Raw genomic sequence first — 23,759 nt, forward strand, 5'->3', positions numbered from 1 at the left:
GCTGACGCCAACCGCGAGTTGGGTCACCTGAGCGAAGCCAAGCACGCTGCCATCAGCGAAGCCTGTGCACGATTGATCCGCGGCGACTTCCACGAAGAGTTCGTGGTGGACATGATTCAAGGCGGCGCTGGCACTTCGACCAACATGAATGCCAACGAAGTCATCGCCAACATCGCGCTGGAGGCCATGGGTCACCAGAAGGGCGAATACCAATACCTGCACCCGAACAACGACGTGAACATGGCGCAGTCGACCAACGACGCTTACCCGACGGCGATCCGCCTGGGTCTGCTGTTGGGTCACGACGCGCTGCTGGCCAGCCTCGACAGCCTGATCCAGTCGTTCGCCGCCAAAGGTGAAGAATTCAGCCACGTTCTGAAGATGGGCCGTACCCAGCTGCAAGACGCCGTGCCGATGACCCTGGGTCAAGAATTCCGTGCCTTCGCCACCACCCTGGGCGAAGACCTGGCACGCCTGAAGACACTGGCACCAGAACTGCTGACCGAAGTGAACCTGGGCGGTACCGCGATTGGCACCGGCATCAACGCCGACCCGCGTTACCAGCACTTGGCCGTTCAACGTCTGGCGACCATCAGCGGTCATCCGCTGGTACCGGCGGCCGACCTGATCGAAGCCACCTCGGACATGGGCGCCTTCGTATTGTTCTCCGGCATGCTCAAGCGTACCGCGGTCAAGCTGTCGAAGATCTGCAACGACTTGCGCCTGCTGTCCAGCGGCCCACGCACCGGGATCAACGAGATCAACCTGCCGGCGCGCCAGCCCGGCAGCTCGATCATGCCCGGCAAGGTCAACCCGGTGATTCCCGAAGCGGTCAACCAGGTGGCGTTCGAAGTGATCGGCAACGACCTGGCCCTGACCATGGCCGCCGAGGGTGGCCAGCTGCAGCTGAACGTGATGGAGCCGCTGATCGCCTACAAGATCTTCGACTCGATCCGCCTGCTGCAACGGGCCATGGACATGCTGCGTGAGCATTGCATCGTCGGCATCACCGCCAACGAAGCCCGCTGCCGCGAGCTGATGGAAAACTCCATCGGCCTGATCACGGCGCTGAACCCCTATATCGGCTACGAGAACGCCACCCGTATCGCGCGTATCGCCCTGGAAAGCGGGCGCGGGGTACTGGAGCTGGTGCGCGAGGAAGGCCTGCTCGACGACAGCATGCTGTCCGACATCCTGCGCCCGGAAAACATGATCGCGCCGCGCCTGGTGCCCTTGAAGGCATAGGCCCAGCGAAACAGACAACGGGCGTTCACCGCCCGACACCGAGCAACCGCGCCCTAAGGCGGGGTGCGGGCGGATCCCGATCGGATCCGGCCCGCTGCAGTCGTAAGGACCACGACCTCCGGGCCGGCGCACCAGCCGGTTCGGCTTCCTCTACAACAAGAATCAGGGAGATCCCCATGCCAGCCTTGCCTTGCAACTGCCTTTCCCCGCCCGTCGTTCACGCTTAGAGAACGCCTGTTCAGCCTTAACCAACGCCATTTCTGCCGACAAACGGTAAAGGCGAGGCTGGCGATATTGCGCCGGTTTGTCCAAGATGCGCGCCCTGCGCAATTGGCGCGACCCCTCTTGCAGTCCAAACCCGGCTCCCTTTTCCGGGCCCTGCCCTACAGCGAGAACACTAAATGCTTGAACTCATTAACAATTTTCTTTCCGGGAAGGTGCTGATCGTCCTGATCGTCGGTCTTGGCGGTTACTTCACCGTCCGCTCCCGTTTTGTCCAGCTGCGGCATTTTCCGCGCATGTTCGGCGTCTTCCGTGAAGCCATCACCCAGAAGACCGGCCAGGTCAGCTCCTTCCAGGCCCTGATGCTCAGCCTGGCCGGCCGTGTCGGTGCCGGCAATATCGCCGGTGTCGGCCTTGCCGTGACCCTCGGTGGCCCGGGCGCCGTATTCTGGATGTGGGTCACCGCATTGATCGGCATGTCCAGCAGCTTCTTCGAGTGCTCGCTGGGCCAGCTGTACAAGCGCAGCGAAGGCAATGGCCTGTACCGCGGCGGTCCGGCCTATTACATCCAGCACGGCCTGGGTAAACGCGGCTGGGGCATGCTGTTCTCGGTGCTGCTGCTGCTGACCTTCGGTTTCGCCTTCAACGGCCTGCAGTCCCACGCCGTGACCCATTCGCTGAACGATGCCTTTGGCCTGCCCACCCAGTACACCGGCCTGGCCCTGGCCGTGCTGTTGGGCCTGGTGTTCCTCGGCGGCATCAAGCGCATCGCCGCGGTGGCCGACCTGCTGGTGCCGGTCAAGACCCTGGCCTATATCGGCGTGACCCTGTTCGTGATCATCGTGCAGATCGAACACGTCCCGGCCATGTTGCTGACCATCGTCAAAAGCGCCTTTGGCCTGGATCCGGCGTTCGGCGGGTTGATCGGCAGCGCCATCGTGATGGGCGTCAAACGCGGCGTATTCGCCAACGAAGCCGGCCTGGGCAGCGCGCCCAACGTGGCCGCCGTGGCTGAGGTCAAACACCCGATCGAGCAAGGTGTGGTGCAGGCGTTCAGCGTGTTCCTCGACACCTTCGTCATCTGCACCTGCACGGCCCTGCTGATCCTGCTGTCGGGTTTCTACACCCCGGGCTTCGAAGGCGACGGTATCGCCCTGACCCAGAACTCCCTGGCCGCGGTGGTCGGTGAATGGGGCCGGGTCTTCGTCAGCGTCGCGCTGTCGTTGTTCGTCTTCACCTCGATTCTGTACAACTACTACCTGGGCGAAAACAGCCTGCATTTCCTCTGGGGCAAGAACCGCGCGGTCCTGATGACCTACCGGGTCGTGGTGCTGGGCCTGATCTACTGGGGTTCGGTGCAGAACCTGGAAACGGTGTTTGCCTTCGCCGACATCACCATGACCCTGCTGGCCTTCGTCAACCTGATCGCCCTGGCCCTGCTGTTCAAGGTCGGCCTGCGCCTGATGCGCGACTACGACAACCAGGTCAAGGCCGGCATCGCCAACCCGGTTTTCGACCCGCGCCAGTTCGCCGATCTGGACCTCGATCCCCAGGCCTGGCCCGTGCGCAGCGGCGTCGACAGCGCACCCGCCAGCCTGCCGCACAACGCTGCCGTTCAGCGCTGAGGCAAAATGAAGCGGCAAGGGCTGGCTCCTTGCCGCTATCATTGTCTGACAGCCAATAGTCATCAGCGTTTTAAGGAGCGGTCAGTATGCGGAAATTGCTTAGCGCCACCTTGCTGGTCGGTCTGGTTTTTGGAGCAGCCACGGCCCAGGCCGAACTGCCGGAGAATTATCAGGTCGTGTTGCAGACCGAGAACTTCCCCCCCTTCAACATGGCCAAGGACGACAAGAACTTCGCCCGCGAAGAGAATATCCAGGGCATCAGTACCACCACCGTGCGCGAGATGTTCAAACGTGCCGGCATCCCCTACAACATGACCCTGCGCTTCCCCTGGGACCGCATTTACAAACAGACCCTGGAGCAGCCCAACCACGGCCTGTTTTCCACCTCGCTGACCGACGAACGCAAGCCGATGTTCAAGTGGGTCGGTCCGATTGCCCAGTACGAGAGCGTGCTGCTCGCGGCGCCGGGCAAGAGCTTCGCCATCAGCAGCCTGGAGCAGGCCAAGGACTACAAGGTTGGCGCCTACAAGAGCAGCGCGGTCAGTCAGCGCATCGAAGGGGCCGGCCTGACGCCGATCAACTCCCTGCGCGACCAGGAGAACATCCGCAAGCTGGTCACCGGCAAGATCGACCTGTGGGCCACTTCCGATCCGGTGTGGCGTTACTACGCTAAACAGGAAGGGGTGACCGGCCTGGAAACGGTGCTGAGTTTCCACACCTCGAAACTCTACTTGGCGCTGAACAAGGACACCCCGGACGAGGTGGTCGAGCGCTTGCAGAAAGCCCTGGATGAGATGACCGCCGAAGGTTATGGCAGCTGCGCCAAAAACCCCGAGCTGTGCTGAATGCCTACACCGTCAGCCTCGGTTGACGGTGTCTTTCTTACCACTCCACCCAGGGCCACTGCTGCAACCAGCAAACGCTCGCGGGTTTCACCCGCCCTACAACAGCTCCCCGCATAAACCGCAGGCTTGTGCGTAGCGCTTTTCGTCGGGCGGGGGGCCGCCTGGGCTAGCCTTTCTGGCCAGCCAGACTGCACCTGCCGCACGGGGTAAACCGCCAAAACGACGGCGCACCTGGGTGAAAATGCTCTGGACCTGAGCTGCTCAGCTCAAGCCACGCCCCACCAGGGGCGTCGGCCTGCAACGCAGCCTCGTCTCCCCTTAGTTTTTCGCCGCGGCCTGCTCGATAACTGCTCGTAGCGAAGCAACTGCACCCGGCCTTAACACTGGCCAATGTGGTGCTGCAGGAGCATAGGTTTCGAACCGCCGCAGCCCACGCCACAGCGGCAGTAGAACTGCGTCAAGGCTCCCACGATACTCCCCGCGAAGCTCGGCAGCGGCGCGGTCCGAGTTCTCTGCATACAGCGCCTGTAGCCTGACGCCCTGAGGGGTTGGGGTGAACTCGAAGTACCAACCGTCAGGCTCCAGATGCCACCACAGGCTCACCTCGCGCCCCGCCGCGACGGTGCGAATGGCGTCGATCAGGCCCTCGATCGGGTCATTCGGCACATCCGAGGCAAAAAACTTGAGGCACGTGTCCGCCAGTTCAAGCTTGACGCCCACCCAGCCGTGTTCCGGGTTTCCAAGCTCGAATTTCAAGCTGGCTGCCCCCCACGAACAGCACTCGAACACATCACATGGGCGCTCCGCGTACCCATCCGGTGATGGGCCCCCGGATCAAGCAATGCCCTCATCAAAACAGCCACTTGGTCACCAGGTCCCGGCCAAAACGCGCCTCCAGCAGCGCGATACCACCTTCGTCGTCTTCGTGGACCTCGGCCAGGGTGCGCAGCATCAACGCGTCCAGATAGGTTTCTGGCGACGTGAAGAAGCGGCATAGCAGGGGTGCCTGATCATGGTCGAAATAAAAGACTTCGCCGCTGACCCGGTGAAAGCAGAACATATTGCCGTTGCCCAGGTAATCGCCAAAGGCAATCATCTCCGCGGCCAGCTCAAGCTCCGTTTCGCTGGTGGCGATATCGACGATGCCGGGAAAGGCTTCGGACAAGGGCTGGATGCAGATATCCCCCGGCTGGACACTGCACAGCCGTTCGCCAAGGGATAACACGCCAAGCTCGCTGTGATAACAGCGCAAGGCCGGCGGCAGTGCACAACCCAGCCTGGCCTCAAGCGCAGCCAGGCTGGCTTCGTCCACCGGCGCCAGCTTCGGCGCACTCACATGCCCTTCCCACAGCAGCCCATAGGCATCGATAACCGCGCGGTACCAGGCCAATCGTGTTTCCGGGTTCGGCAATTCGGGCCAGGCCAGCGGTGGACAACCGGCTGGCGGCCATGGCGTGTCGGACAGCTCAGTGCTCATCTCTCGATCCTTTCCATGGTGTCTATTAACCAGCCTTTATAGCGCTGTCGCAACTCACTGAGTAGGCGCATTAAAATCATGCGCCCAGTAAAACGCCCGCAATGTTGCTTGTGAACCCTCTTGGTCGGGATCGTCATGTTCAAAGTGCAGCCGGGTACCGGCCGCGGTTCTGACCTCCAGCGCGTAGGGCGATGCCACGGGCGTAATCGACTGGATGGACAGCCCGCGCGCCCTGGCCAATTCCAGAAAGTCGTCCAGCGTTCTGTTATAGCGGAGCAAGGCGGTATCAATCAGCTTCAGTGAACCGCCAACCGGCAAGCCGGAGTGAAACCTGTCTGAGAACAGCGTATAGAGCGTTGTCGGCGAATCGAAATGGAACTCGATTAAGCCGTAGCTGAGGATCAATGGAAAACAGCTGGCGTCACCCACTACGTAGCGTTCCCCAGCCTTCCCCATGGCGCAGACTTCAATTTCATCCGGTTTTCCCAGAATCGATATCAGCGCGTCAGGAGAGCAATTGCGCCGGGGCACAAAGGCACCGAAGTTTCCGCACTGCAGGAATTCGAACAGCGAGATGCGCGTCTTTCGCCTGTTCATAAAAGCCGCCGGCACCAGCCCTGTTGTACAGCCCGAATAGCCTTAATTTTTTTGCGTCCCGTTGGCACGTATCGGCTCGTAGGATTGGATGCCGATATAATTGTCGTATTCCGCTCGTTCACTGTCGCTGCCCAGGCGCGCTCGTGTCAGGCGGACCGTAAAGCCGCCTTGTGCATGGCCGTTGTCTATCACCATCCAGTCGAACACATCCTCTGGGTCAAAACCCAAGCGACTGCCCACGGGATGCCATTTTTCAAAGCCCTCGGGCACTTCGAAAAACACACCGGAGAGCAGTTTTTCCTGGGGGTGATAGCGCACCTCGGACAGCCACAGATAAAAGAAACTATCCTGGCCTTCCTGCTGGGAACGATCAGGGTCCCTAAATCGCAGCTTGGCCATGTAAATGGACGACTCGCGTTCGTCTTCCACCAGGCGTACAAAATCGAAAATGGTCTCCGCGCATTGGCGATGGGCCTGTTCTATTTCTTGATCATTTTTTTCAATAGTGCTGAAAATGGGCCCCATTTTTACTCCCAGTTGTTTGCTCCCCGATTGACTATCGCAGGCCCTTATCGTTGGTTGCACTGACAGGGTTCCCTGAGCGGGAGTCGCGATTGGGCGGAGTATGCCAATGCCCGAATCAGACGAGGTTGCCCCTAACGCGCTACCGACAAACGCGGCCACGCGTGCAACCTGCGGCATAGTCTCCATGGCAATGCAGAGACCGGTGGGTGCGGCGAGGAAGTAACCGATGAACCACCCATAACGCATCTTTATACTGCCTAAGGATTAACGCTGAAAAAGGCCTTGTTCAGTCCTTGCAAGCCATTGATGCACAGAGCAAGGCGTTTGCAACAGCGTCGATATCATCGCGCATATGCAATTGCTCCAGCCAATGCGCCGGGATGGCGTTGACGCCATAATAGGCGCCGGCCAATTGCCCAACAATCGCTGCCGTGGTGTCGGCATCGTCGCCGAGATTGGCGGCTTCCAGCACAGCGGATTCAAACGTGGCGGTTCGGTGAAAGCACCATAGTGCCGCCTCTAACGAGGCAACTGAATAGCCCGACCCGCTGATTTCGGCCCGAGCTTTTCCGATATAGGCGCCTTGCGCGATCAGAGCGACTGCCGGTTCATCGATGCCGTGGCCTTCAAAATGCCGGAGCGCAGACTTGGACGCTCCAGCCAGCGCCTTGGCGATCAACAAACCAAGCAGCATGCAGCATTGGATAGCTTCGGGTGCGCCGTGGGTCGTGCGTGAGCTGTCGGCGCAAGCAGTCAAGACCTGGTCAATATTCGGGTAATAAAACAGCGCGACAGGCGCAAGCCGCATCAGGGAGCCGTTTCCAGCGCTCTGTGGGTCAGTCGACCCAGAAAAGGCATTACCAGTGACCTGATAACTCTGCAGCGCTTGCCGCACGGTTATTCCGATATCAAAGCACTCACCGGTTGAGCTTAAGTAACCCCACTGCCACCAGTTCAAATAGCGGCCCATTTGATCTGCTGCGTTGAACCCCCTTTTACTCAGCAGGCTTTCAGCGAGGCACAAGGCCATGGAGGTATCATCGGTCCATTGACCTGCAACCAAGCCGAAGGGGCCCCCTCCGATCATGGTCGTCAGCGGAGCAAATGAACCTCGAGGGCTAAACTCGACAGTTGTGCCTACAGCATCGCCGCAAGCCAGTCCCAGAAGACTTCCTCGATACCGCTCTGACAGCGAAGGGTTCATAAATGGAGCCTCGAGACAGGTTGCGGCGATATATACAGGAGGACACCGGGTCGGTCGAGGGAGTCATAAAGGACTTGAGACGGGAGTTTGACCCGGCTAACAGCCCCGCTAAAAAACAACCCATACGCCGCCACTTCGGTTGTGTTCAATCCGCCCAGGCCTTGCGCAGGGCACGCAGGGCCTGGGCGATCTGGACTTCGTCGACGCCGGCGAAGCCCAGGACCAAGCCCGCGCGGCGCTCCGGCGCTTCCGAGGAGTCCGCCAGCCAGTAATCGCTCAGCGGGTTGATCTCCACCCCCACCGCCGCGGCCCGGGCAATCAACTCGCGCTCGCGGGCCAGGCCCTCGACCCGCACGCTGACATGCAAGCCGGCCTCCACGGCGGGCATGGCCTGGCAACCGGCGAGGTCCAGCGGCCAACCCCGCAGCAGCGCGTCGCGCCTCGAACGCGCCGCACGGCGCATGCGGCGGATATGTCGCTGGAAATGCCCAGCGGCGATAAACTCGGCCATCACCGCCTGGGTTCCGCTCTCGGAGTGACGCACCGCCACGCCGCGCAAACGGGCAAAGGCCTGGGCCAGCGGAGGCGGCACCACCAGGTATCCCAGGCGCAAGCCGGGAAAGGCGATCTTGGAAAAGGTCCCGACATAGAGCACGCGACCGGCGCGATCCAGCGCGGCCAAGGGCGCCAGCGGCGTGCCGCTGTAGCGGTACTCGCCGTCGTAATCATCCTCGACTATCCAGGCCTGCTCGCGCTCGGCCCATTCCAGCAATTCCAGGCGCCGGGCCAGGGACAGGGTGATGCCGGTGGGGTACTGGTGCGAGGGCGTCACATAGGCCAACCGGCAGCCTTTCAGCGCCGCCAGCTGCGCGGTATCCAGTCCGTCGCGGTCCACCGCGATGCCCTGCAGCCGCGCCCCCGCCACGGCGAACGCCAGCCCGGCGGCGCGGTACCCCGGGTTTTCAACCGCCACCGGGTCGCCAACCTCCACCAGTAATTGGGCGCACAGGCTGATGGCCTGCTGCGCGCCGCTGGTAACGATGATCTGCCCGGGGTCGCACACCAGCCCGCGGCTGTTGCGCAGGTAGGCGGCGATCAGTTCGCGCAGCTGCGGATCGCCGGCCGCCTCGGCATAACCCAGGCGTGCCAACGGCGGGTTGCGCCAGAAATTGGCCTGCAGGCGCGCCCAGGTTGCGAAGGGGAACAGGTCGAACGCCGGCACACCGACACGAAACGCCCGTGGCGGGCCGTCCGGGCGTTCGCTCAGATGATGGGCCTGCAAGCGCTGCGACAACTGCGAGGGCAGCGCACAGCTGGCGACCAGCGGGCTCTGCACGGCCGCGGCCGTGGTCCGCGCGGCCACGTAGGTGCCATCCCCGGTCCGGCCCTCGATATAACCCTCGGCGTACAGTTGGTCATAGGCGCGCACCACGGTATTGCGCGACACCCCCAGGGCATGGGCCAGGTCACGACTGGCCGGCAGGCGCAGCCGGCTACTCAGGCGGCCATCGAGGATGCGCTCGCGCAGGGCCTGGTACAGCTGGCGGGCCAAGCCCTGGCGCGGGTCCAACTGGATACCGGCAGGATCGAGCGGCAGGACGGGACTGGACATGGCGATGGACCGAGGCGCAAAACCCTTAGCCTAAATTGGCTCCCTAAAAATTACTATTAATGGATCTTACAAAGGACCAATTGCCCTTCTAGGATGGCCTTATCGCCAGGAGAACCGCCATGCACGTCCCCGCCGCCTTTCGTATCGACGACCTCGCCACGCTGCACGCGCAGATCGAGCGGACCCCGCTCGCGACGCTGGTCAGCCACGATGAGCAGGGCCTGCACGCCAGTCATCTGCCGCTGCTGCTGAAGCGCCAACAGGGCGAACGCGGCACCCTGCACGGCCACTTCGCCCGGGCCAACCCCCAGTGGCGGTCCCTTGCCGCCGGCGCTCCGGTGCTGCTGGTATTTCAGGGTCCGCAGGCCTATGTCAGTCCCTCGTTTTACCCCAGCAAGGCGGTGGATCATCGCGCCGTACCGACCTGGAACTATGTCACGGTGCATGCCCATGGCCACGCCGAGCTGTATGACGACCCTGAACGCTTGCGCGCCCTGCTTGCCAGCCTCACTCGTCACCACGAACAGGACCGGGCGCAGCCTTGGTCCCTGGACGACGCGCCGGCCGACTACCTGGCCGGCATGCTGCGCGCCATTGTCGGCTTCAGCCTGCCGATCGAACGCCTGGAGGGCGCCTGGAAACTCAGCCAAAACCACGACGCAGCCAATTTCCACGGCGTGCAGCAGCACCTGGCCAGCAGCCCGGCCCCGAACGAACAGGCCGTGGCGCAGGCGATGGCCGCGCTGTCGCGCTGATGCCCCGTTCCCCCCTTTATCCGAACCTGACTTCACAAGGAAAACCGCCATGCCCACCATCCAGATCCGCCCCGTCACGGCCAACGACCATGCCGCCTGGCTGCCCCTGTGGCAGGCGTACCTGGCGTTTTATGAAACCGCGCTGGATAAGCAGGTGCACGCCATGACCTGGCAGCGTTTTCTCGACCCGGGCGAGCCCACCCATGCCGCCCTTGCCTGGCAGGACGACCAGGCCGTTGGCCTGGTGCATTGGATCTATCACCGCTCCAACTGGTCGATCGAGAACAGTTGCTACCTGCAGGACCTGTTTGTCGATCAGCGCCAACGCGGCGGTGGGGTCGGCCGCTTGCTGATCGAGCACGTCTATGCCCAGGTCCAGGCCGCGGGCGGCACCCGGGTGCATTGGTTGACCCATGAGACCAATACCACCGCCATGCAACTCTATGACCGTATCGCCCAACGCTCTGGCTTTGTGCAGTACCGTCAGACCCTTTCCTGACCGACCGCTGGCCACCGCCTGTATCGCCAGGACCCGGCATTTGGCCGAGTCCTGGCAACCCCGCCTGCCGATCGACCCCCTACTGGAGCGCGTGCCCATGACGACCGAAACCCTGCAAGACTGGCAACCGGCACAGCCGCCCGGGGCCGAGCCCCTGTCCGGCCGGCTGATACGCCTGGAACCCCTGGACCCTGCGCGCCACGGCGACGACCTGTGGCAGGCGCTGCAAGGTCCCGAGTCCGATCCCACGCTGTGGGACTACCTGCCGTACGGTCCCTTCACCGAACGCGCCGGGTTCGACGCCTGGCTCGATGGCCTGGCCGTCACGCCACGTTTCTACGCGGTGGTCGAACAGGCCGGCGGCCAGGCACTGGGCCTGCTCAGCTACCTGAACATAGTGCCGGCCCATGGCAGCATCGAGATCGGCCATATCTGTTATGGGCGCGCCATGCAGCGCACCGCCGGGGCCACCGAGGTGATCTACCTGCTGGCCCGGCACGCGTTCGAACTGGGTTACCGGCGCCTGGAGTGGAAATGCAACAACCAGAACGCGCGCTCCAAACGGGCGGCCGAGCGTTTCGGCTTTTCCTACGAGGGGCTGTTCCGCCAGCACCTAGTGATCAAGGGCCGCAACCGCGACACCGCCTGGTACGCCATCCTCGACGGCGAATGGCCGGCGATTGCCCGCGGCTTCGAGCGTTGGCTGGCGCTGGACAACTTCGACGCCCAAGGCCAGCAGGTCCGTACCCTGGAGGCGCTGCGCGGCTCTACCACCGCATAAGCAGCGTCGCTGGCTGGACAGGCCGACGGCCTTGCGGCGATGCTGGGGGTCCGGCCACCCATCCTGCCTGTGATGCCATGCTGCACGCGCGCCTGACCACCCTGCACTCCGTCGCCCTGATCCTGCAGCTGCTGGGTAACGACCGCGAGGACGATGCGCGGGTCTTGCTGGCCGGCAGTGGCATCCAGCTGGCGGACCTGCAGCACCGCGAGATCCGCATCACCACGACCCAGGAAATGGCCGTGTTCGCCACCGCCTGCGCACGCTGCCCGGCGCTCGGTTTGCTGCTGGGACCGCGCATGCATGTGTCGTCCTACGGGCTGCTCGGCTACACCCTGCTGTCCAGCGCCACCCTGGGCGAGGCGCTGCAGGTGGCACTGGAGTTTCCCGCGCTGCTGGGTACCTATTTTCAGCTGAGCCTGCACCGCGACAGCCAGTGGGCCTGGTTGCGGGCCGAGGGCTACCGCGACCGCGCCGAGCTGGAGACTTTCAACGTCGAGTTCTGCCTGAGTTCGCTAAAACAGGTCTGCGACGACCTGCTGGGCGAACCCCTGCCGCTGGGCGCTGCGCACTTTCGTCACGGGGCGCCGGGCTACCGGGCCGACTACCCAAGCCGCTTCGCCTGCCAGCCGCGTTTCGACGCGGGTGAGAACGCCTTTGGATTTCCGGCCGGCTGGCTTGACCGCCGCCTGCCCCTGGCCGACCCGGTCACCCACCGCGACATGCGCGAGCGCTGCCAGCAGCTCAACCGCGAGTTCGTCCAGCAACAGGCGCTGATTACCCGCTGCCGGCAGTTACTCGCCGCCCAGCTGAGCGCGCCACCGGGGCTGGAGGCGTTGGCGCGCCAGCTCAACTGCTCGGCGCGCAGCCTGCGCCGGCACCTGGGCAGCGCCGGCAGCAGTTATCAGAAACTGCTCGACGAACTGCGCTTCGACCGGGCCCGCCAACTGCTGGAGCAACGCTTGCCGATCCAGCGTATCGCCGAGCTGCTGGGCTACAGCGAAACCGCCAGTTTTCGCCATGCCTTCCGCCGCTGGAGCGGCCTGTCGCCCAGTCGCTTTCGTCACTGAAGGGCCATGGCCGAAAAAATTGGCCATATCTATCCCCTCCTGGCCACCCTGGCCGTAGCTCGCGCCCAGGCGGCCTGCCAACAATAGCGACAGGCCCACCGTTCGAGGTCCACCGGCATGCTCATCTTCTACAGCGACGACCACCGCCTGCACCACGCCCGCGGCGAACTGCTCAAGGGCGAACTGCAGCCCTGCTTCGAGATGCCGGCCCGTGCCGACCATGTGCTGCAGCGGGTGCGCGAGCGGGCCTTGGGCGAGGTCCGCGCGCCGCTGGACTTTGGCCGCTCGGCGCTGCTGCGTATCCACCCCGAGCCCTACCTGGACTTTATCGCCAACGCCTGGTCGCGCTGGGCGGCCCAGGGCAACCGTGCCGACCTGTTGCCCAGCGTCTGGCCGGCCCGTGGCCTGCGCGGCATCTGTCCGGAGGATTTGCTCGGCGCCCACGGCTACTACAGCTTCGACAGTTTCGCGCCAATCACCGCCGGTACCTGGCAGGCGGTGTACAGCGCCGCCCAGGTCGCCCTGAGTGCGCAACAACAGCTCGCCCAGGGCGCCTCGGCGGCGTTCGCCCTCTGCCGTCCGCCGGGCCACCATGCCGGGGCCGATGTCATGGGCGGCTATTGCTACCTGAACAATGCCGCCATCAGCGCCCAGGCTTGCCTGGACCAGGGGGCCAAGCGGGTGGCGATCCTCGACGTCGACTACCACCACGGCAACGGTACCCAGGCGATTTTCTACGCCCGCGACGACGTGCTGGTGACCTCGCTGCACGGCGATCCGCGCGCCGAGTACCCCTATTTTCTCGGCTATGCCGACGAAACCGGAGAAGGGCCGGGCCAGGGTTACAACCTCAACCTGCCATTGCCCGCGGGCAGTGCCTGGGACGCCTGGAGCGCGGCGCTGGAAACCGCCTGCCAGCGCATCGCCGCCTATGGCGCCGAGGTCATAGTGGTGTCGTTGGGGGTCGACACCTACAAGGACGATCCGATTTCCCGTTTCAAGCTCGACAGCCCGGACTACCTGCGCATGGGGGAACGTATCGCCCGCCTGGGCACACCCACGCTGTTCGTCATGGAAGGCGGCTACGCGGTGGCGCAGATCGGTATCAACGCGGTGAACGTACTCGAAGGCTTCCAGGGCATCTGAGGCCCCACACTTCCAGGAGAGAACAAGATGAACAGACTCCACCACCTGCTGGGCTTCGCCTGCTGCGGCCTAGGCCTGCTCGGATCCGTCGCCCAGGCCGACGAGCGCGAGCTCAAGGTCTACAACTGGTTCGACTACATCACCCCGCAGACCCTCGAGCAGTTCAAGCGCGACAGCCAGATCAAGCTGACCTACGACATCTTCGACACCAACGAGGCCCTGGAAGCCAAGCTGCTGACGGGCAATTCGGGCTACGACCTGGTGGTGCCGTCCAATGTCTTTCTGGGCAAGCAGATCGAGGCCGGGGTGTTCCAGACCCTCGACCGCAGCAAACTGCCCAACTGGCGGCACCTCGACCCGCAGCTGATGAAGCTGATCGAGGCCAACGACCCGGGTAACCAGCACGCCGTGCCCTATATGTACGGCACCGTGCTGATCGGCTTCAACCCGGCCAAGGTCACAGCCGCCTTGGGCGAGGACGCCCCCGTGGACAGCTGGGACCTGATCTTCAAGGAAGAGAACATCAGCAAGCTCAAGCAGTGCGGCGTGGCCCTGCTCGACTCGCCGTCGGAGATCCTGCCGGTGGCGCTGCAGCAATTGGGCCTGCCGCCCAGCAGCCCTGAGCCGGAAGACTATGCCAAGGCCGAGGCGCTGATGCTGAAAATCCGCCCCTATATCACCTACTTCCATTCCTCCAAGTACATGGCCGATATCGCCAATGGCGACATCTGCGTGGCCGTGGGCTACTCCGGGAGTTTTTCCCAGGCGGCCAACAACGCCAGGCAGGCCAACAACGGGGTGACCGTGGACATGCGCCTGCCCAAGGAAGGCGCGCCGATCTGGTTCGACATGATGGCCATCCCCAAGGACGCGAAGAATGTCGAGGAGGCCCATGCCTTTATCGACTTCCTGCTGCAGCCCGCGGTGATCGCGCCGATCAGCGATTTTGTCGGCTATCCCAACCCCAACCAGGACGCCACGCCGCTGGTGGCCGAGGCGATCCGCAACAACCCTAACCTCTACCCCACCGCCGCCGCGCTGAAAACGCTCTATACCCTCAAGCCCCTGCCGCGCGCCGCGGAGCGCGCCCGCACCCGCGCCTGGAGCCGGATCAAGACCGGCTCCTGAGCCAAGGCCCGAGCGCGCTGGGCAAGGCGCCGTCGCCCCGCCTGCGCGGGCACGCAGGGGTGTAACAAGCCTGTAGGGCGGTCGCGGCGCGCCGTCCAGCGACAGCCCGCCGCTGGGGCTGAATACCCGCCTGTGCAGTTATGACGCAGTATGGACGACGGCCCGTACAGAAGATTCGCCCAGACCTCCATCGACTGGCGCGAAGAGAAACCTGGGCAACCCCATAAGCACAAAAACAGATAAGCGTATTACCCACAGTCGAACAGCTGTACCGCAAGGGAAATGCTGCTTCAGCCTCTTACGACAGCGGAAACTCCTGCCTAAAGTACAATCGCCTGAGATTCCACGGGGGACCGGTACAGCTGCCCATATAAAAGCACAACAGTTACAAAGCCAGCTAACTAATTACCCGGCAATTCACTGCAGCTGTGCCTACAAACTCGACCGATTAGTCAGGAAAATAGACCCCAGAGACACACAGAACGAACACACTCTCAACCCGCCATAAGCGGAAGGAAGCACCATCATGGAACGTACCCTCAGTTCCGACCTGATTTTCGAAGACCGCTCTTCCACCGTCGGCAACAGCCGGCCCGTGCGGATTCTTTCCACCCTGCTGATGTGGCAGCGCCGTGCCGTCAGCCGCTATCAATTGGCCCGTCTGGACGAGCGCTTGCTGGCCGATGCCGGCATCACCCTCGCCGAACGCGAAGCCGAAGTCAGCAAGCCGTTCTGGCACTGATTCGCCGGTACGCCGGTCGCCGTGATCAGGCTGCACCGGCAAAAAAATGGGGAGCCTTGGGCTCCCCTTTTTTATGGCTGTCAGCCGTCCTTCAGCCGGTGCCCCGCCCTACCCCCACTAAAACGGCCCCTAAAAAAGGAGCCTTGCGGCTCCTTAAAGGGACGTGCTCGTCAGCCGCTCGCGGGGCGTGGCGGCCGGTATTCGGTCATTCGATTTCCACCAGCACTTCACCCGGGTTGACCCGGTCGCCCTTGGCCACGTGGATCGCCTTGACGGTGCCGGCGATGGGGGCCTGCACCTCGGTTTCCATTTTCATCGCCTCGGTGATCAGCAGGGCCTGACCGGTCTTGACGCTGTCACCCTCCTTGACCAGCACGTCGACGATATTGCCCGGCATGGTGGTGCTGACATCGCCCGGAGCGCTGGCCTGTTTGCGCTTGCTGCCACCGCCGCCGACGAACTCGTTGAGCGGCTCGAACACCACTTCCTCGGGCATGCCGTCGATGGACAGGTAGAAGTGCCGCTTGCCGTCGGTCTTGACCCCGACCCCGGTGATGTCCACCCGGTAGCTCTCGCCGTGCACGTCGATGACGAACTCGGTCGGCACCCCTTCGCCGCCGACGGCGGCCACACCGCCGGCCTCGGGGATCGGCAACAGCACCTCGGGGGTCAGGCTGCCGGCCTCGCGTTCCTCGAGGAACTTGCGCCCGATGTCCGGGAACATGGCGTAGGTCAGCACGTCTTCCGGGGTCTTGGCCAGGCTGCCGATTTCCGCGCGCAGCTTGTCCATTTCCGGCTTCAGCAGGTCGGCCGGGCGCACGTCGATCACTTCCTCGTTGCCGATGGCCTGACGCCGCAGCTTCTCGTTGATCTTGCCCGGGGCCAAGCCATAACGACCCTGCAGGTAGAGTTTCACCTCGTTGGTGATGGTCTTGTAGCGCTCGCCGGCCAGCACGTTGAAAAACGCCTGGGTGCCGACGATCTGCGAGGTCGGGGTGACCAGGGGCGGGAAGCCCAGGTCTTCGCGCACCCGCGGGATCTCGGCCAGCACCTCGCCCATGCGGTTGAGCGCGCCCTGCTCCTTGAGCTGGTTGGCCAGGTTGGAAATCATCCCGCCGGGCACCTGGTTGACCTGCACCCGGGTGTCCACCGCGGTGAATTCGCTCTCGAACTGGTGGTACTTCTTGCGCACGGCATAGAAGTACAGGCCGATCTCCTGCAGCAGCTCCAGGTTCAGGCCGGTGTCGAATTCGCTGCCCCTGAGCGCCGCGACCATCGACTCGGTGCCCGGGTGGCTGGTGCCCCAGGCAAAGCTGGAAATGGCGGTGTCGATATGGTCGGCACCGTTTTCGATCGCCTTCAGCTGGCACATGGCGGCCAGGCCGGCGGTGTCGTGGGAGTGGATAAACACCGGCAGCGACTGCTCGGCCTTCAGCGCCTTGACCAGCTCGCCGGTGGCATAGGGCGTCAGCAGACCGGCCATGTCCTTGATCGCCACCGAGTCGCAACCCATGGCCTCCATCTGCTTGGCCTGTTTGACGAAGGCCTCGACCGTGTGCACCGGGCTGGTGGTGTAGGCGATGGTGCCCTGGGCGTGCTTGCCGGCAGCCTTCACCGCCTCGATTGCCACGCGCAGGTTACGCACGTCGTTCATCGCATCGAAGATGCGGAACACGTCGATGCCGTTGACCGCGGCCTTGGCCACGAAGGCGCGCACCACGTCGTCGCTGTAGTGCCGGTAGCCCAGCAGGTTCTGCCCGCGCAGCAGCATCTGCAGACGGGTCTTGGGCAAGGCCGCGCGCAGCTGGCGTAGGCGCTCCCAGGGGTCTTCCTTGAGAAAGCGCACGCAGGCGTCGAAGGTCGCACCGCCCCAGACTTCCAGCGACCAGTAGCCCACCTGGTCGAGCTTGGCGCAGATCGGCAGCATGTCCTCGGTGCGCATGCGCGTGGCCAGCAGCGACTGGTGGGCGTCGCGCAGGATGGTGTCGGTAACCTGAATTTTCTTCGTCATGACGTGATTCCTCACAAGCCGGCGTGGGCGGCGATGGCGGCGGCAATCGCCAGGGCCAATTCTTCGGGCTTGCGCTTGACCGAGTAGTTGGTGAGTTCCGGGTGGCTTTCGACAAAACTGGTGTTGAACTGGCCGCTGCGGAACTCCGGATTGCGCAGGATTTCCTGGTAGTAGGCGGCAGTGGTCTTGACCCCCTGCAGGCGCATGTCGTCCAGCGCGCGCAGGCCGCGGTCCATGGCCTCTTCCCAGGTCAACGCCCAGACGATCAGCTTCAGGCACATCGAGTCGTAGTAGGGCGGAATGGTGTAGCCGGTGTAGATCGCCGTGTCGGTGCGCACCCCGGGACCGCCGGGCGCGTAGTAGCGGGTGATCTTGCCGAAGCTGGGCAGGAAGTTGTTTTTGGGGTCTTCGGCATTGATGCGAAACTGCAGGGCGAAACCGCGGTACTGGATGTCCTCCTGCTTGACCGACAGCGGCAGGCCCGAGGCGATGCGGATCTGCTCGCGGACGATGTCGATCCCGGTGATTTCCTCGGTGATGGTGTGTTCCACCTGGACCCGGGTGTTCATCTCCATGAAATACACCTCGCCCTCGGCGAGCAGGAATTCCACGGTACCGGCATTCTCGTAGCCCACCGCCTTGGCCGCGCGCACCGACAGGTCGCCGATATAGGCGCGCTGCTCGGGGGTCAGCTGGGGGCTGGGGGCGATCTCGATCAGTTTCTGGTTACGCCGCTGGATCGAGCAGTCGCGCTCGAACAGGTGCACCACGTTGCCAAAGCTGTCGCCGAGGATCTGCGCCTCGATATGCTTGGGGTTGACGATACATTTTTCCAGGAACACCTCGGCCGAGCCAAAGGCCTTGGTCGCCTCGGAAATCACCCGCGGAAAAGCCTGTTCCAGCTCCTCGGGGCTGTTGCAGCGGCGGATACCGCGCCCGCCGCCGCCCGAGGTGGCCTTGAGCATCACCGGATAACCCAGGCGCTCGCCTTCCTTCAGGGCCTCGGCGATATCGGCCACGTTGCCCTCGGTGCCCGGGGTAACCGGCACGCCGGCGGTGATCATGCTGCGGCGCGCCTCGGTCTTGTCGCCCATGCGGCGAATCACCTCGGCCGAGGGACCGATAAACTTGATCCCGCGCTCGGCGCAGATCTCCGCCAGCTCGGCGTTTTCCGACAGGAAGCCATAGCCGGGGTGCAGCGCGTCGCAGCCGGTCTCGACCGCCAGGTTGACCAGCTTGCGCGGGTTCAGGTAACCGGCCAACGGCTCGGCGCCGATGCTGTGGGCTTCGTCGGCACGCTTGACGTGCAACGCCATGCGGTCGGCGTCGGAGTGGATCGCCACCGAGCGGATGCCCATCTCGGCGCAGGCGCGCACGATACGCACGGCGATCTCGCCGCGGTTGGCGATCAGGATTTTCTTGATCACGAGTCATGTCCTCGACCAATGGGAAGCCAACCGGCAGTCCGGTCGACCCGTGACCGCCCCAGCAGCGACGGTCGCGAGATCACCCTAGCCCTGTCACGGGATTAAGCAAAATCATTAATTATTGGGTTAGGCATTAGTAATAACTTATAGTCATGGAATCCAGCCCCAAGCCGAGCCACCGACATGCGTAAGTCCTTGATGCGCTTGACCTTGCGTCAGCTGCAGGTGTTTGGCGCGGTCTGCGAGCAACGCTCCTACAGCCGGGCGGCCGAGGAAATGGCCCTCAGCCAGCCGGCGGTCAGTCTGCAGATCCGCCAGCTGGAAGAGCTGATTGGCCAGCCATTGTTCGAGTACGTCGGCAAAAAGCTCTACCTGACCGACGCCGCCCTGGCGCTGCGCCGCGCCAGCCTGGACGTCTTCGCCCGCCTGGACAGCCTGGACATGCAGCTGTCCGACCTGCAGGGCGCACTCAAGGGCCAATTGCACCTGGCCGTGGAGTCCAGCGCCAAGTATTTCGTGCCGCACCTGTTTGCCGCCTTCAAGCGCCAGCAGCCCGAGGTCAACCTGCACCTGACGGTGGTCAACCGCGCCCAGGTGATCAAACGCCTGGCCGACAACCGCGACGACCTGGTGATCATGTCTCTGGTGCCCCAGGACATGGCATTGGAGTTTCTGCCCTTTCTCAACTACCCGATCGTTGCCGTGGCGCCGCCCGAGCATCCGTTGTGCCTGGCCGCCCAGCTCAGCCTCCGGGACCTCGAACGTTACCCGCTGCTGGTGCGCGAGCCGGGCTCGGGCACGCGCAAGGCCTGCGAGGAGTACTTCCAGCAAAAACGCGTGCACTTCAGCCAGACCCAGGAAGTGGCCTCCCTGGAGGCGCAAAAGGAATGCGTGGTGGCCGGGCTGGGCCTGGCGCTGCTGCCGCGCCATGCGGTCAACCAGGAGCTGGCCAACGGACGGCTGCGCGAGCTACCCGTGGAGGAGCTGCCGCTGTACCGCAGCTGGTGCGTGGTGCACGCCCGCGGCAAACGCCTGTCCCCGGTGGGTCAGGCGTTTCTGGCCTTTATCCGCGCCGAACGGGCGCAGATCAGTGCGCTGGCCGAGCGCTTCGGCGCCCCACCGCCTGCGTCGCCTTGAGGTAACGCACGGCGACCAGGTCGGGGAAGTCCAGCAGCTCGTGTTCCAGGCGGCGTTGCTCGGCCAGGTCCTCGATGGCCCGGCGAAATTCCATGCGTTTTTGGTCGAGCAGCTTGCGCCGCGCTTTGGAGTCGGTATCGACAGGGGTTTGCAGGGGCGAATCAGCAAAGGGCTGCAACATCGTTTGTCTCCCGGAACCAGATACAGGGAGCACCAGCATCCGCCCACCAGGTGACCCTTTGGCGACGCCGGCATGACAGGTCGATGAACTCGCCCGGGGCGCGCATGACGCCGTTGGTGCCGGCTGCTACTGTGGCCGCCCGCCTCGATCACGACCGCTGCCTATGAGCTCCCTGGACGCCACCCATTACCTGCTGAGCCTGCAATTGCTGCGCGACAAAGTGCCGTCCTTCGACGCCTACCCCTTTTGCCTGGAGACGGTGCGCCAATTGGAGCGGATCGATTTCCACCCCAAGGTCACCTATATCATCGGCGAAAACGGCAGCGGCAAGTCCACCCTGCTCGAAGCCTTGGCCACCGCCTACGGCTTCAACCCGGAAGGCGGCACCCGCAACTTCAACTTCGCCACTCGCGCCTCCCACTCGCCACTGCATCAGTACCTGCGCCTGGCCAAAAGCTTCCGCAAGCCCCGGGACGGGTTTTTCCTGCGTGCGGAAAGTTTTTACAACGTAGCCAGCAATATCGACGAGCTGGACAAGGATGAGCCAGGTGCATACAAGCCACCGTCGCACGTAAGAGACTCTTACGGCGGCAAGTCGCTGCATCAGCAGTCCCACGGCGAGTCATTCTTTTCCTTAATCACCCATCGCTTTGGCGGCCAGGGCCTGTATGTGCTCGACGAACCCGAGGCAGCCCTGTCCGCCGCCCGGCAGATGGCCATGCTGGCGCGGATCCATGCCCTGGTGCAGGACAGCTCGCAGTTTATCATCGCCACCCACTCGCCGATTTTGCTGGCCTATCCCGATGCCGCCATCTACCAGATCCACGACGGTGCCCTTCACCTGACCGCCTACGAAGACTGCACCCCGTTCCGCGACACCCAGCACTTCCTCAATAACCATCAGGCTTATCTTAAGCGGCTGCTGTCCTAAGGGGGCCGGTACCGGCTGCTAAGCCCCCTTTCTGTTAGACTCGGATCGACAGACATTTAATTATTATAGAAACACAGGCAGCCTCTAGAACATCCATTGCTCGCCAGCCTTTCTAGCAAACCTTCAAAATACCAAGTCATAAACATGCACCCCCATCTACCATTACCGAGCAAGAGTATTTAAGAGACGCCTTGCTGAATCGTGGACCTGGCAGAAAACAAAAAACTCTCACTTGTTAATTGACACATCGCCGAGGCGCCCTTGGAAACGTACCGCTACACAGTCTCACTTCGTATCTGGCACCCATCCCGGGACCCGGCCACGTTCACCACGGCCTTGAATCTGCTACCACTTTATTGCGATAAAGCGGGAGAAAGGCGTGTACGCAAGGGGAAAGCCCTGGACATTATTGAAAAGGACTCGTATTGGAGCCACGAATTCGAGGCGGCCGCCGGGCCCGAAGACCTGGAAGACTTCCTACTGTCGCGAGTGCAGAGTTTGGCAAGGCACAAACATTTTTTCACCGAACTGGGTGTCGGGGCAGGCCGGGCCGAATTTTTTATTGGATTTTTTCCTGAGAATTTTAATTGCGGCTTCGGGCTGTCTCCACATCTTCAACGCCAATGCGCCGACCTTAACTTAACGCTTGCCTTTGACATATACGGATTTGATCGGGATACCTCAGAGGAGGCGTAACCAGCCCTCAACGGACGCCGTCACGTCTGAATAGCACCTTGCTAGACCGGGCATTGGCTACCCCCTTGCCTTCGGCGAGAAACTCCGAAAACAGACCCAATTGTGCTAACTTCGTGCACTAGAGTAAACCCTTCAGCGCATAAGCAGACATAAGGAAAAATCATGCGACTCGAATATGAAAACAAATTCAGAGACCTTATTCAGTTCTACGGAGCCCATCAATTTTGCTCACCCGTACTTCAAATTTTCATCATGGGCACTGCTGTCTTTCTATTTTCAGTCCAGCTAGAGCGGTCACCTATGTCCGTCGCGGCAACTGGAGCTGCGTTGTGGTATGCTGGAATGTGGCTATTTCAATTCCTTTTCAATATAATTTTTTATGCATCGAGAAAAAATCATTCCGTGCTTACGAAGCATATTTTAGAAATAACAGACAATGCACTTATTGAGGAAACGAAATACAACAAATCGTTCTTCTACTGGAATGGTGTTATCAAGGCCGTTAACCGGCTAGGCAACGTTGCCATTTATGTAACTCCACACTCCGCACATATTGTACCCCGGCGAGCATTCGCGTCCTCGGCACAGCGCAGAGAACTGATTGCATTGATTCAATCAAAAATTGAAAAAAGATAAATAGCTCAAAGCGGTTTAATCCCTTCGATTATTGTTGGGTTTTGTAGGCGTAGGTTGGCGCAGGTCTCGTCGCAGGCCCAAGGCACTTGTAGCATCTTACTCATACCTCAGCGTCGGCTCGGCCACAGCAGAATCCAAGCGAAAGCGCTGACGCTTCAGCGCAGCAGAACCCGCGCCTTACACCGCCTGCGTTGCAAGGCTCAAGTGCCTTGCAACAGCAGAGCGGCCCACCCGGGCTCGGTGACCACCCAGCAGGCTTAACCCGCCGGCAACGATGCCGCGTTAATGGCCAGGGAACGCTCGCCCTGTTCGAAGCGCAGCAGGTTGTCTATGGCGCTGGCGAAATACAGCTCATAGGAGCCGCGCTCCACATAGCCCATATGCGGCGTGCACAGCACATTGGGCCGGCTTAGCAGCCCGTGGTCGATGGCGTAGACCGGCTCGCTCTCGAACACGTCCAACGCCGCCGCCCCTGGGCGCCCCTTGTCCAGGGCGGCCTCCAGCGCACCCGCTGCGAGCAGTTCGAAGCGGCTGGTATTGACGAACAAGGCGCCGGGTTTCATCCGCCCCAGGTCGGCGGCGGTGATGCTGCCCTGGGTGCCCGGCGCCAACCGCAGGTGGACACTCAGCACATCCGAGCTTTCGAACAGCGCCTCGCGGCTGGCACAGGCGTGCAAACCAGCCAGCCGCGCCTCGTCCAGGGCCCGCTCGCTGCCCCACACCTGCACCCGCATGCCGAACGCTTGGGCATAGCCGGCCAGGAGCTTGCCGATCTTGCCGAAGCCCAGTATGCCCAGCGTGTCGCCCTGCACCGCGCGGCCCATGGGCGACTGCCAACGACCGGCCTGCATGCCCTGCACCGCCTGAACGAAATTACGCCGCGCGGCCATGATCATCAGCCAGGTGAACTCCGCCGGCGCCGTCGGCGAACCCACGCCTTCCAGCACCGCCACCCCCGCCCGGCTGCAGGCGGCCAGGTCGATATGCGCGCCGATGCGGCCGGTCTGGCTGATCACCTTGAGGGCCGGCATGCCGGCCAGGGCCTCCTCGGTGATCGGCGTACGCTCGCGGATCAGCACCAGCGCCTGGGCCTCGGCCAAGACCTCGGGCGCCGCGGGCTCGTGCCGCAGGTCGCCCAGCACCCTGACCTGGTGCCCCGCCAGTAACTCCAGGGCGTCCAGGCCCTGGCTCGACAGTTGGTAGTCATCCGGTATCACTATCTTCATGGCGTAGGCCCGTTGAGTTGAGAACAGCCTGGCCGACCCTC

24 protein-coding genes are annotated in these 23,759 nt (G+C 62.8%); 14 read left to right on the forward strand and 10 right to left on the reverse strand.

The window, feature by feature from the left end; genetic code table 11:
- From ABWY06_RS02725 to ABWY06_RS02735, 3 genes are all read left to right on the forward strand, one after another.
- On the forward strand, nt 1-1,245 hold a 1,245-nt coding region (locus ABWY06_RS02725; protein ID WP_353924027.1), incomplete at its 5' end, for an aspartate ammonia-lyase.
- A 401-nt stretch (nt 1,246-1,646) separates the two neighbouring features.
- A complete protein-coding gene (locus ABWY06_RS02730) occupies nt 1,647-3,092 on the forward strand; it encodes an alanine/glycine:cation symporter family protein (protein ID WP_353924028.1) in 1,446 nt (481 codons plus the stop codon).
- A gap of 86 nt (nt 3,093-3,178) precedes the next feature.
- On the forward strand, nt 3,179-3,937 hold the full coding sequence (locus ABWY06_RS02735; protein ID WP_353924029.1) for a substrate-binding periplasmic protein: 759 nt from the start codon (nt 3,179-3,181) through the stop codon (nt 3,935-3,937).
- A gap of 318 nt (nt 3,938-4,255) precedes the next feature.
- Here the strand turns inward: ABWY06_RS02735 and ABWY06_RS02740 are convergent, their stop codons facing one another.
- The 6 genes from ABWY06_RS02740 to pdxR form a co-directional block, all read right to left on the reverse strand.
- Entirely contained in the window at nt 4,256-4,693 is a 438-nt protein-coding gene (locus tag ABWY06_RS02740) for a hypothetical protein (RefSeq protein WP_353924030.1), read from the reverse strand.
- 94 nt (nt 4,694-4,787) lie between these two features.
- Nucleotides 4,788-5,414: an SMI1/KNR4 family protein gene (locus tag ABWY06_RS02745; protein ID WP_353924031.1), complete on the reverse strand. Its 627-nt coding sequence runs from the start codon at nt 5,412-5,414 to the stop codon at nt 4,788-4,790.
- A gap of 54 nt (nt 5,415-5,468) precedes the next feature.
- Nucleotides 5,469-6,011 carry a hypothetical protein gene (locus ABWY06_RS02750; RefSeq protein ID WP_353924032.1) on the reverse strand — a complete coding sequence of 181 codons (543 nt, stop codon included), beginning with the start codon at nt 6,009-6,011 and terminating at the stop codon, nt 5,469-5,471.
- Nucleotides 6,012-6,053: 42 nt separating this feature from the next.
- On the reverse strand, nt 6,054-6,782 hold the full coding sequence (locus ABWY06_RS02755; protein WP_353924033.1) for a DUF2314 domain-containing protein: 729 nt from the start codon (nt 6,780-6,782) through the stop codon (nt 6,054-6,056).
- A gap of 40 nt (nt 6,783-6,822) precedes the next feature.
- Entirely contained in the window at nt 6,823-7,740 is a 918-nt protein-coding gene (locus tag ABWY06_RS02760; RefSeq protein ID WP_353924034.1) for an ADP-ribosylglycohydrolase family protein, read from the reverse strand.
- Between the two features lie 145 nt (nt 7,741-7,885).
- Nucleotides 7,886-9,352, reverse strand: a complete 1,467-nt coding sequence (gene pdxR, locus ABWY06_RS02765; RefSeq protein ID WP_353924035.1) for a MocR-like pyridoxine biosynthesis transcription factor PdxR — start codon at nt 9,350-9,352, stop codon at nt 7,886-7,888.
- Between the two features lie 119 nt (nt 9,353-9,471).
- Between pdxR and ABWY06_RS02770 the strand changes: the two genes are divergently transcribed.
- The 7 genes from ABWY06_RS02770 to ABWY06_RS02800 all read left to right on the forward strand — a co-directional run bounded on the left by ABWY06_RS02770 (nt 9,472) and on the right by ABWY06_RS02800 (nt 15,473).
- Nucleotides 9,472-10,107, forward strand: a complete 636-nt coding sequence (locus ABWY06_RS02770) for an FMN-binding negative transcriptional regulator (protein ID WP_353924036.1) — start codon at nt 9,472-9,474, stop codon at nt 10,105-10,107.
- A 49-nt stretch (nt 10,108-10,156) separates the two neighbouring features.
- The gene (locus ABWY06_RS02775; protein ID WP_353924037.1) at nt 10,157-10,606 is read left to right on the forward strand and encodes a GNAT family N-acetyltransferase; all 450 of its coding nucleotides are present in this window, start codon (nt 10,157-10,159) and stop codon (nt 10,604-10,606) included.
- A gap of 97 nt (nt 10,607-10,703) precedes the next feature.
- A complete protein-coding gene (locus ABWY06_RS02780; protein ID WP_353924038.1) occupies nt 10,704-11,387 on the forward strand; it encodes a GNAT family N-acetyltransferase in 684 nt (227 codons plus the stop codon).
- A 77-nt stretch (nt 11,388-11,464) separates the two neighbouring features.
- A complete protein-coding gene (locus tag ABWY06_RS02785) occupies nt 11,465-12,457 on the forward strand; it encodes an AraC family transcriptional regulator (protein WP_353924039.1) in 993 nt (330 codons plus the stop codon).
- 117 nt (nt 12,458-12,574) lie between these two features.
- Complete coding sequence (locus ABWY06_RS02790; protein WP_353924040.1) at nt 12,575-13,603, forward strand: histone deacetylase family protein; 1,029 nt, start codon at nt 12,575-12,577, stop codon at nt 13,601-13,603.
- A 27-nt stretch (nt 13,604-13,630) separates the two neighbouring features.
- On the forward strand, nt 13,631-14,731 hold the full coding sequence (locus ABWY06_RS02795; RefSeq protein ID WP_353924041.1) for a polyamine ABC transporter substrate-binding protein: 1,101 nt from the start codon (nt 13,631-13,633) through the stop codon (nt 14,729-14,731).
- Nucleotides 14,732-15,257: 526 nt separating this feature from the next.
- Nucleotides 15,258-15,473 (forward strand): DUF1127 domain-containing protein, encoded by a 216-nt coding sequence (locus tag ABWY06_RS02800; RefSeq protein ID WP_353924042.1) that lies wholly within the window; start codon nt 15,258-15,260, stop codon nt 15,471-15,473.
- A 205-nt stretch (nt 15,474-15,678) separates the two neighbouring features.
- Here the strand turns inward: ABWY06_RS02800 and oadA are convergent, their stop codons facing one another.
- Nucleotides 15,679-17,484, reverse strand: a complete 1,806-nt coding sequence (oadA, locus tag ABWY06_RS02805; protein WP_353924043.1) for a sodium-extruding oxaloacetate decarboxylase subunit alpha — start codon at nt 17,482-17,484, stop codon at nt 15,679-15,681.
- Between the two features lie 11 nt (nt 17,485-17,495).
- A complete protein-coding gene (locus tag ABWY06_RS02810; RefSeq protein ID WP_353924044.1) occupies nt 17,496-18,911 on the reverse strand; it encodes an acetyl-CoA carboxylase biotin carboxylase subunit in 1,416 nt (471 codons plus the stop codon).
- Between the two features lie 198 nt (nt 18,912-19,109).
- On the opposite strand from ABWY06_RS02810, the gene ABWY06_RS02815 reads away from it, so the two are divergent.
- On the forward strand, nt 19,110-20,048 hold the full coding sequence (locus ABWY06_RS02815; protein WP_353924151.1) for a LysR family transcriptional regulator: 939 nt from the start codon (nt 19,110-19,112) through the stop codon (nt 20,046-20,048).
- Here ABWY06_RS02815 and ABWY06_RS02820 read toward each other — a convergent pair.
- Nucleotides 19,999-20,229: a PA3496 family putative envelope integrity protein gene (locus ABWY06_RS02820; protein WP_353924045.1), complete on the reverse strand. Its 231-nt coding sequence runs from the start codon at nt 20,227-20,229 to the stop codon at nt 19,999-20,001. The two genes, ABWY06_RS02815 and ABWY06_RS02820, sit on opposite strands and share 50 nt — an antisense overlap.
- A 163-nt stretch (nt 20,230-20,392) precedes the next feature.
- On the opposite strand from ABWY06_RS02820, the gene ABWY06_RS02825 reads away from it, so the two are divergent.
- The 3 genes from ABWY06_RS02825 (at nt 20,393) to ABWY06_RS02835 (ending at nt 22,492) form a co-directional block, all read left to right on the forward strand.
- The gene (locus ABWY06_RS02825) at nt 20,393-21,160 is read left to right on the forward strand and encodes an AAA family ATPase (protein ID WP_353924046.1); all 768 of its coding nucleotides are present in this window, start codon (nt 20,393-20,395) and stop codon (nt 21,158-21,160) included.
- A gap of 261 nt (nt 21,161-21,421) precedes the next feature.
- Complete coding sequence (locus ABWY06_RS02830; RefSeq protein WP_353924047.1) at nt 21,422-21,856, forward strand: DUF4279 domain-containing protein; 435 nt, start codon at nt 21,422-21,424, stop codon at nt 21,854-21,856.
- A gap of 162 nt (nt 21,857-22,018) precedes the next feature.
- Nucleotides 22,019-22,492, forward strand: coding sequence for a YcxB family protein (locus ABWY06_RS02835; protein ID WP_353924048.1), 474 nt, complete (start codon nt 22,019-22,021; stop codon nt 22,490-22,492).
- Between the two features lie 257 nt (nt 22,493-22,749).
- Here ABWY06_RS02835 and ABWY06_RS02840 read toward each other — a convergent pair whose 3' ends face one another.
- Complete coding sequence (locus tag ABWY06_RS02840; protein WP_353924049.1) at nt 22,750-23,718, reverse strand: D-2-hydroxyacid dehydrogenase family protein; 969 nt, start codon at nt 23,716-23,718, stop codon at nt 22,750-22,752.
- Nucleotides 23,719-23,759: the final 41 nt, after the last annotated feature.

The organism is Pseudomonas sp. (assembly GCF_040514055.1).
Classification (GTDB): domain Bacteria; phylum Pseudomonadota; class Gammaproteobacteria; order Pseudomonadales; family Pseudomonadaceae; genus Aquipseudomonas.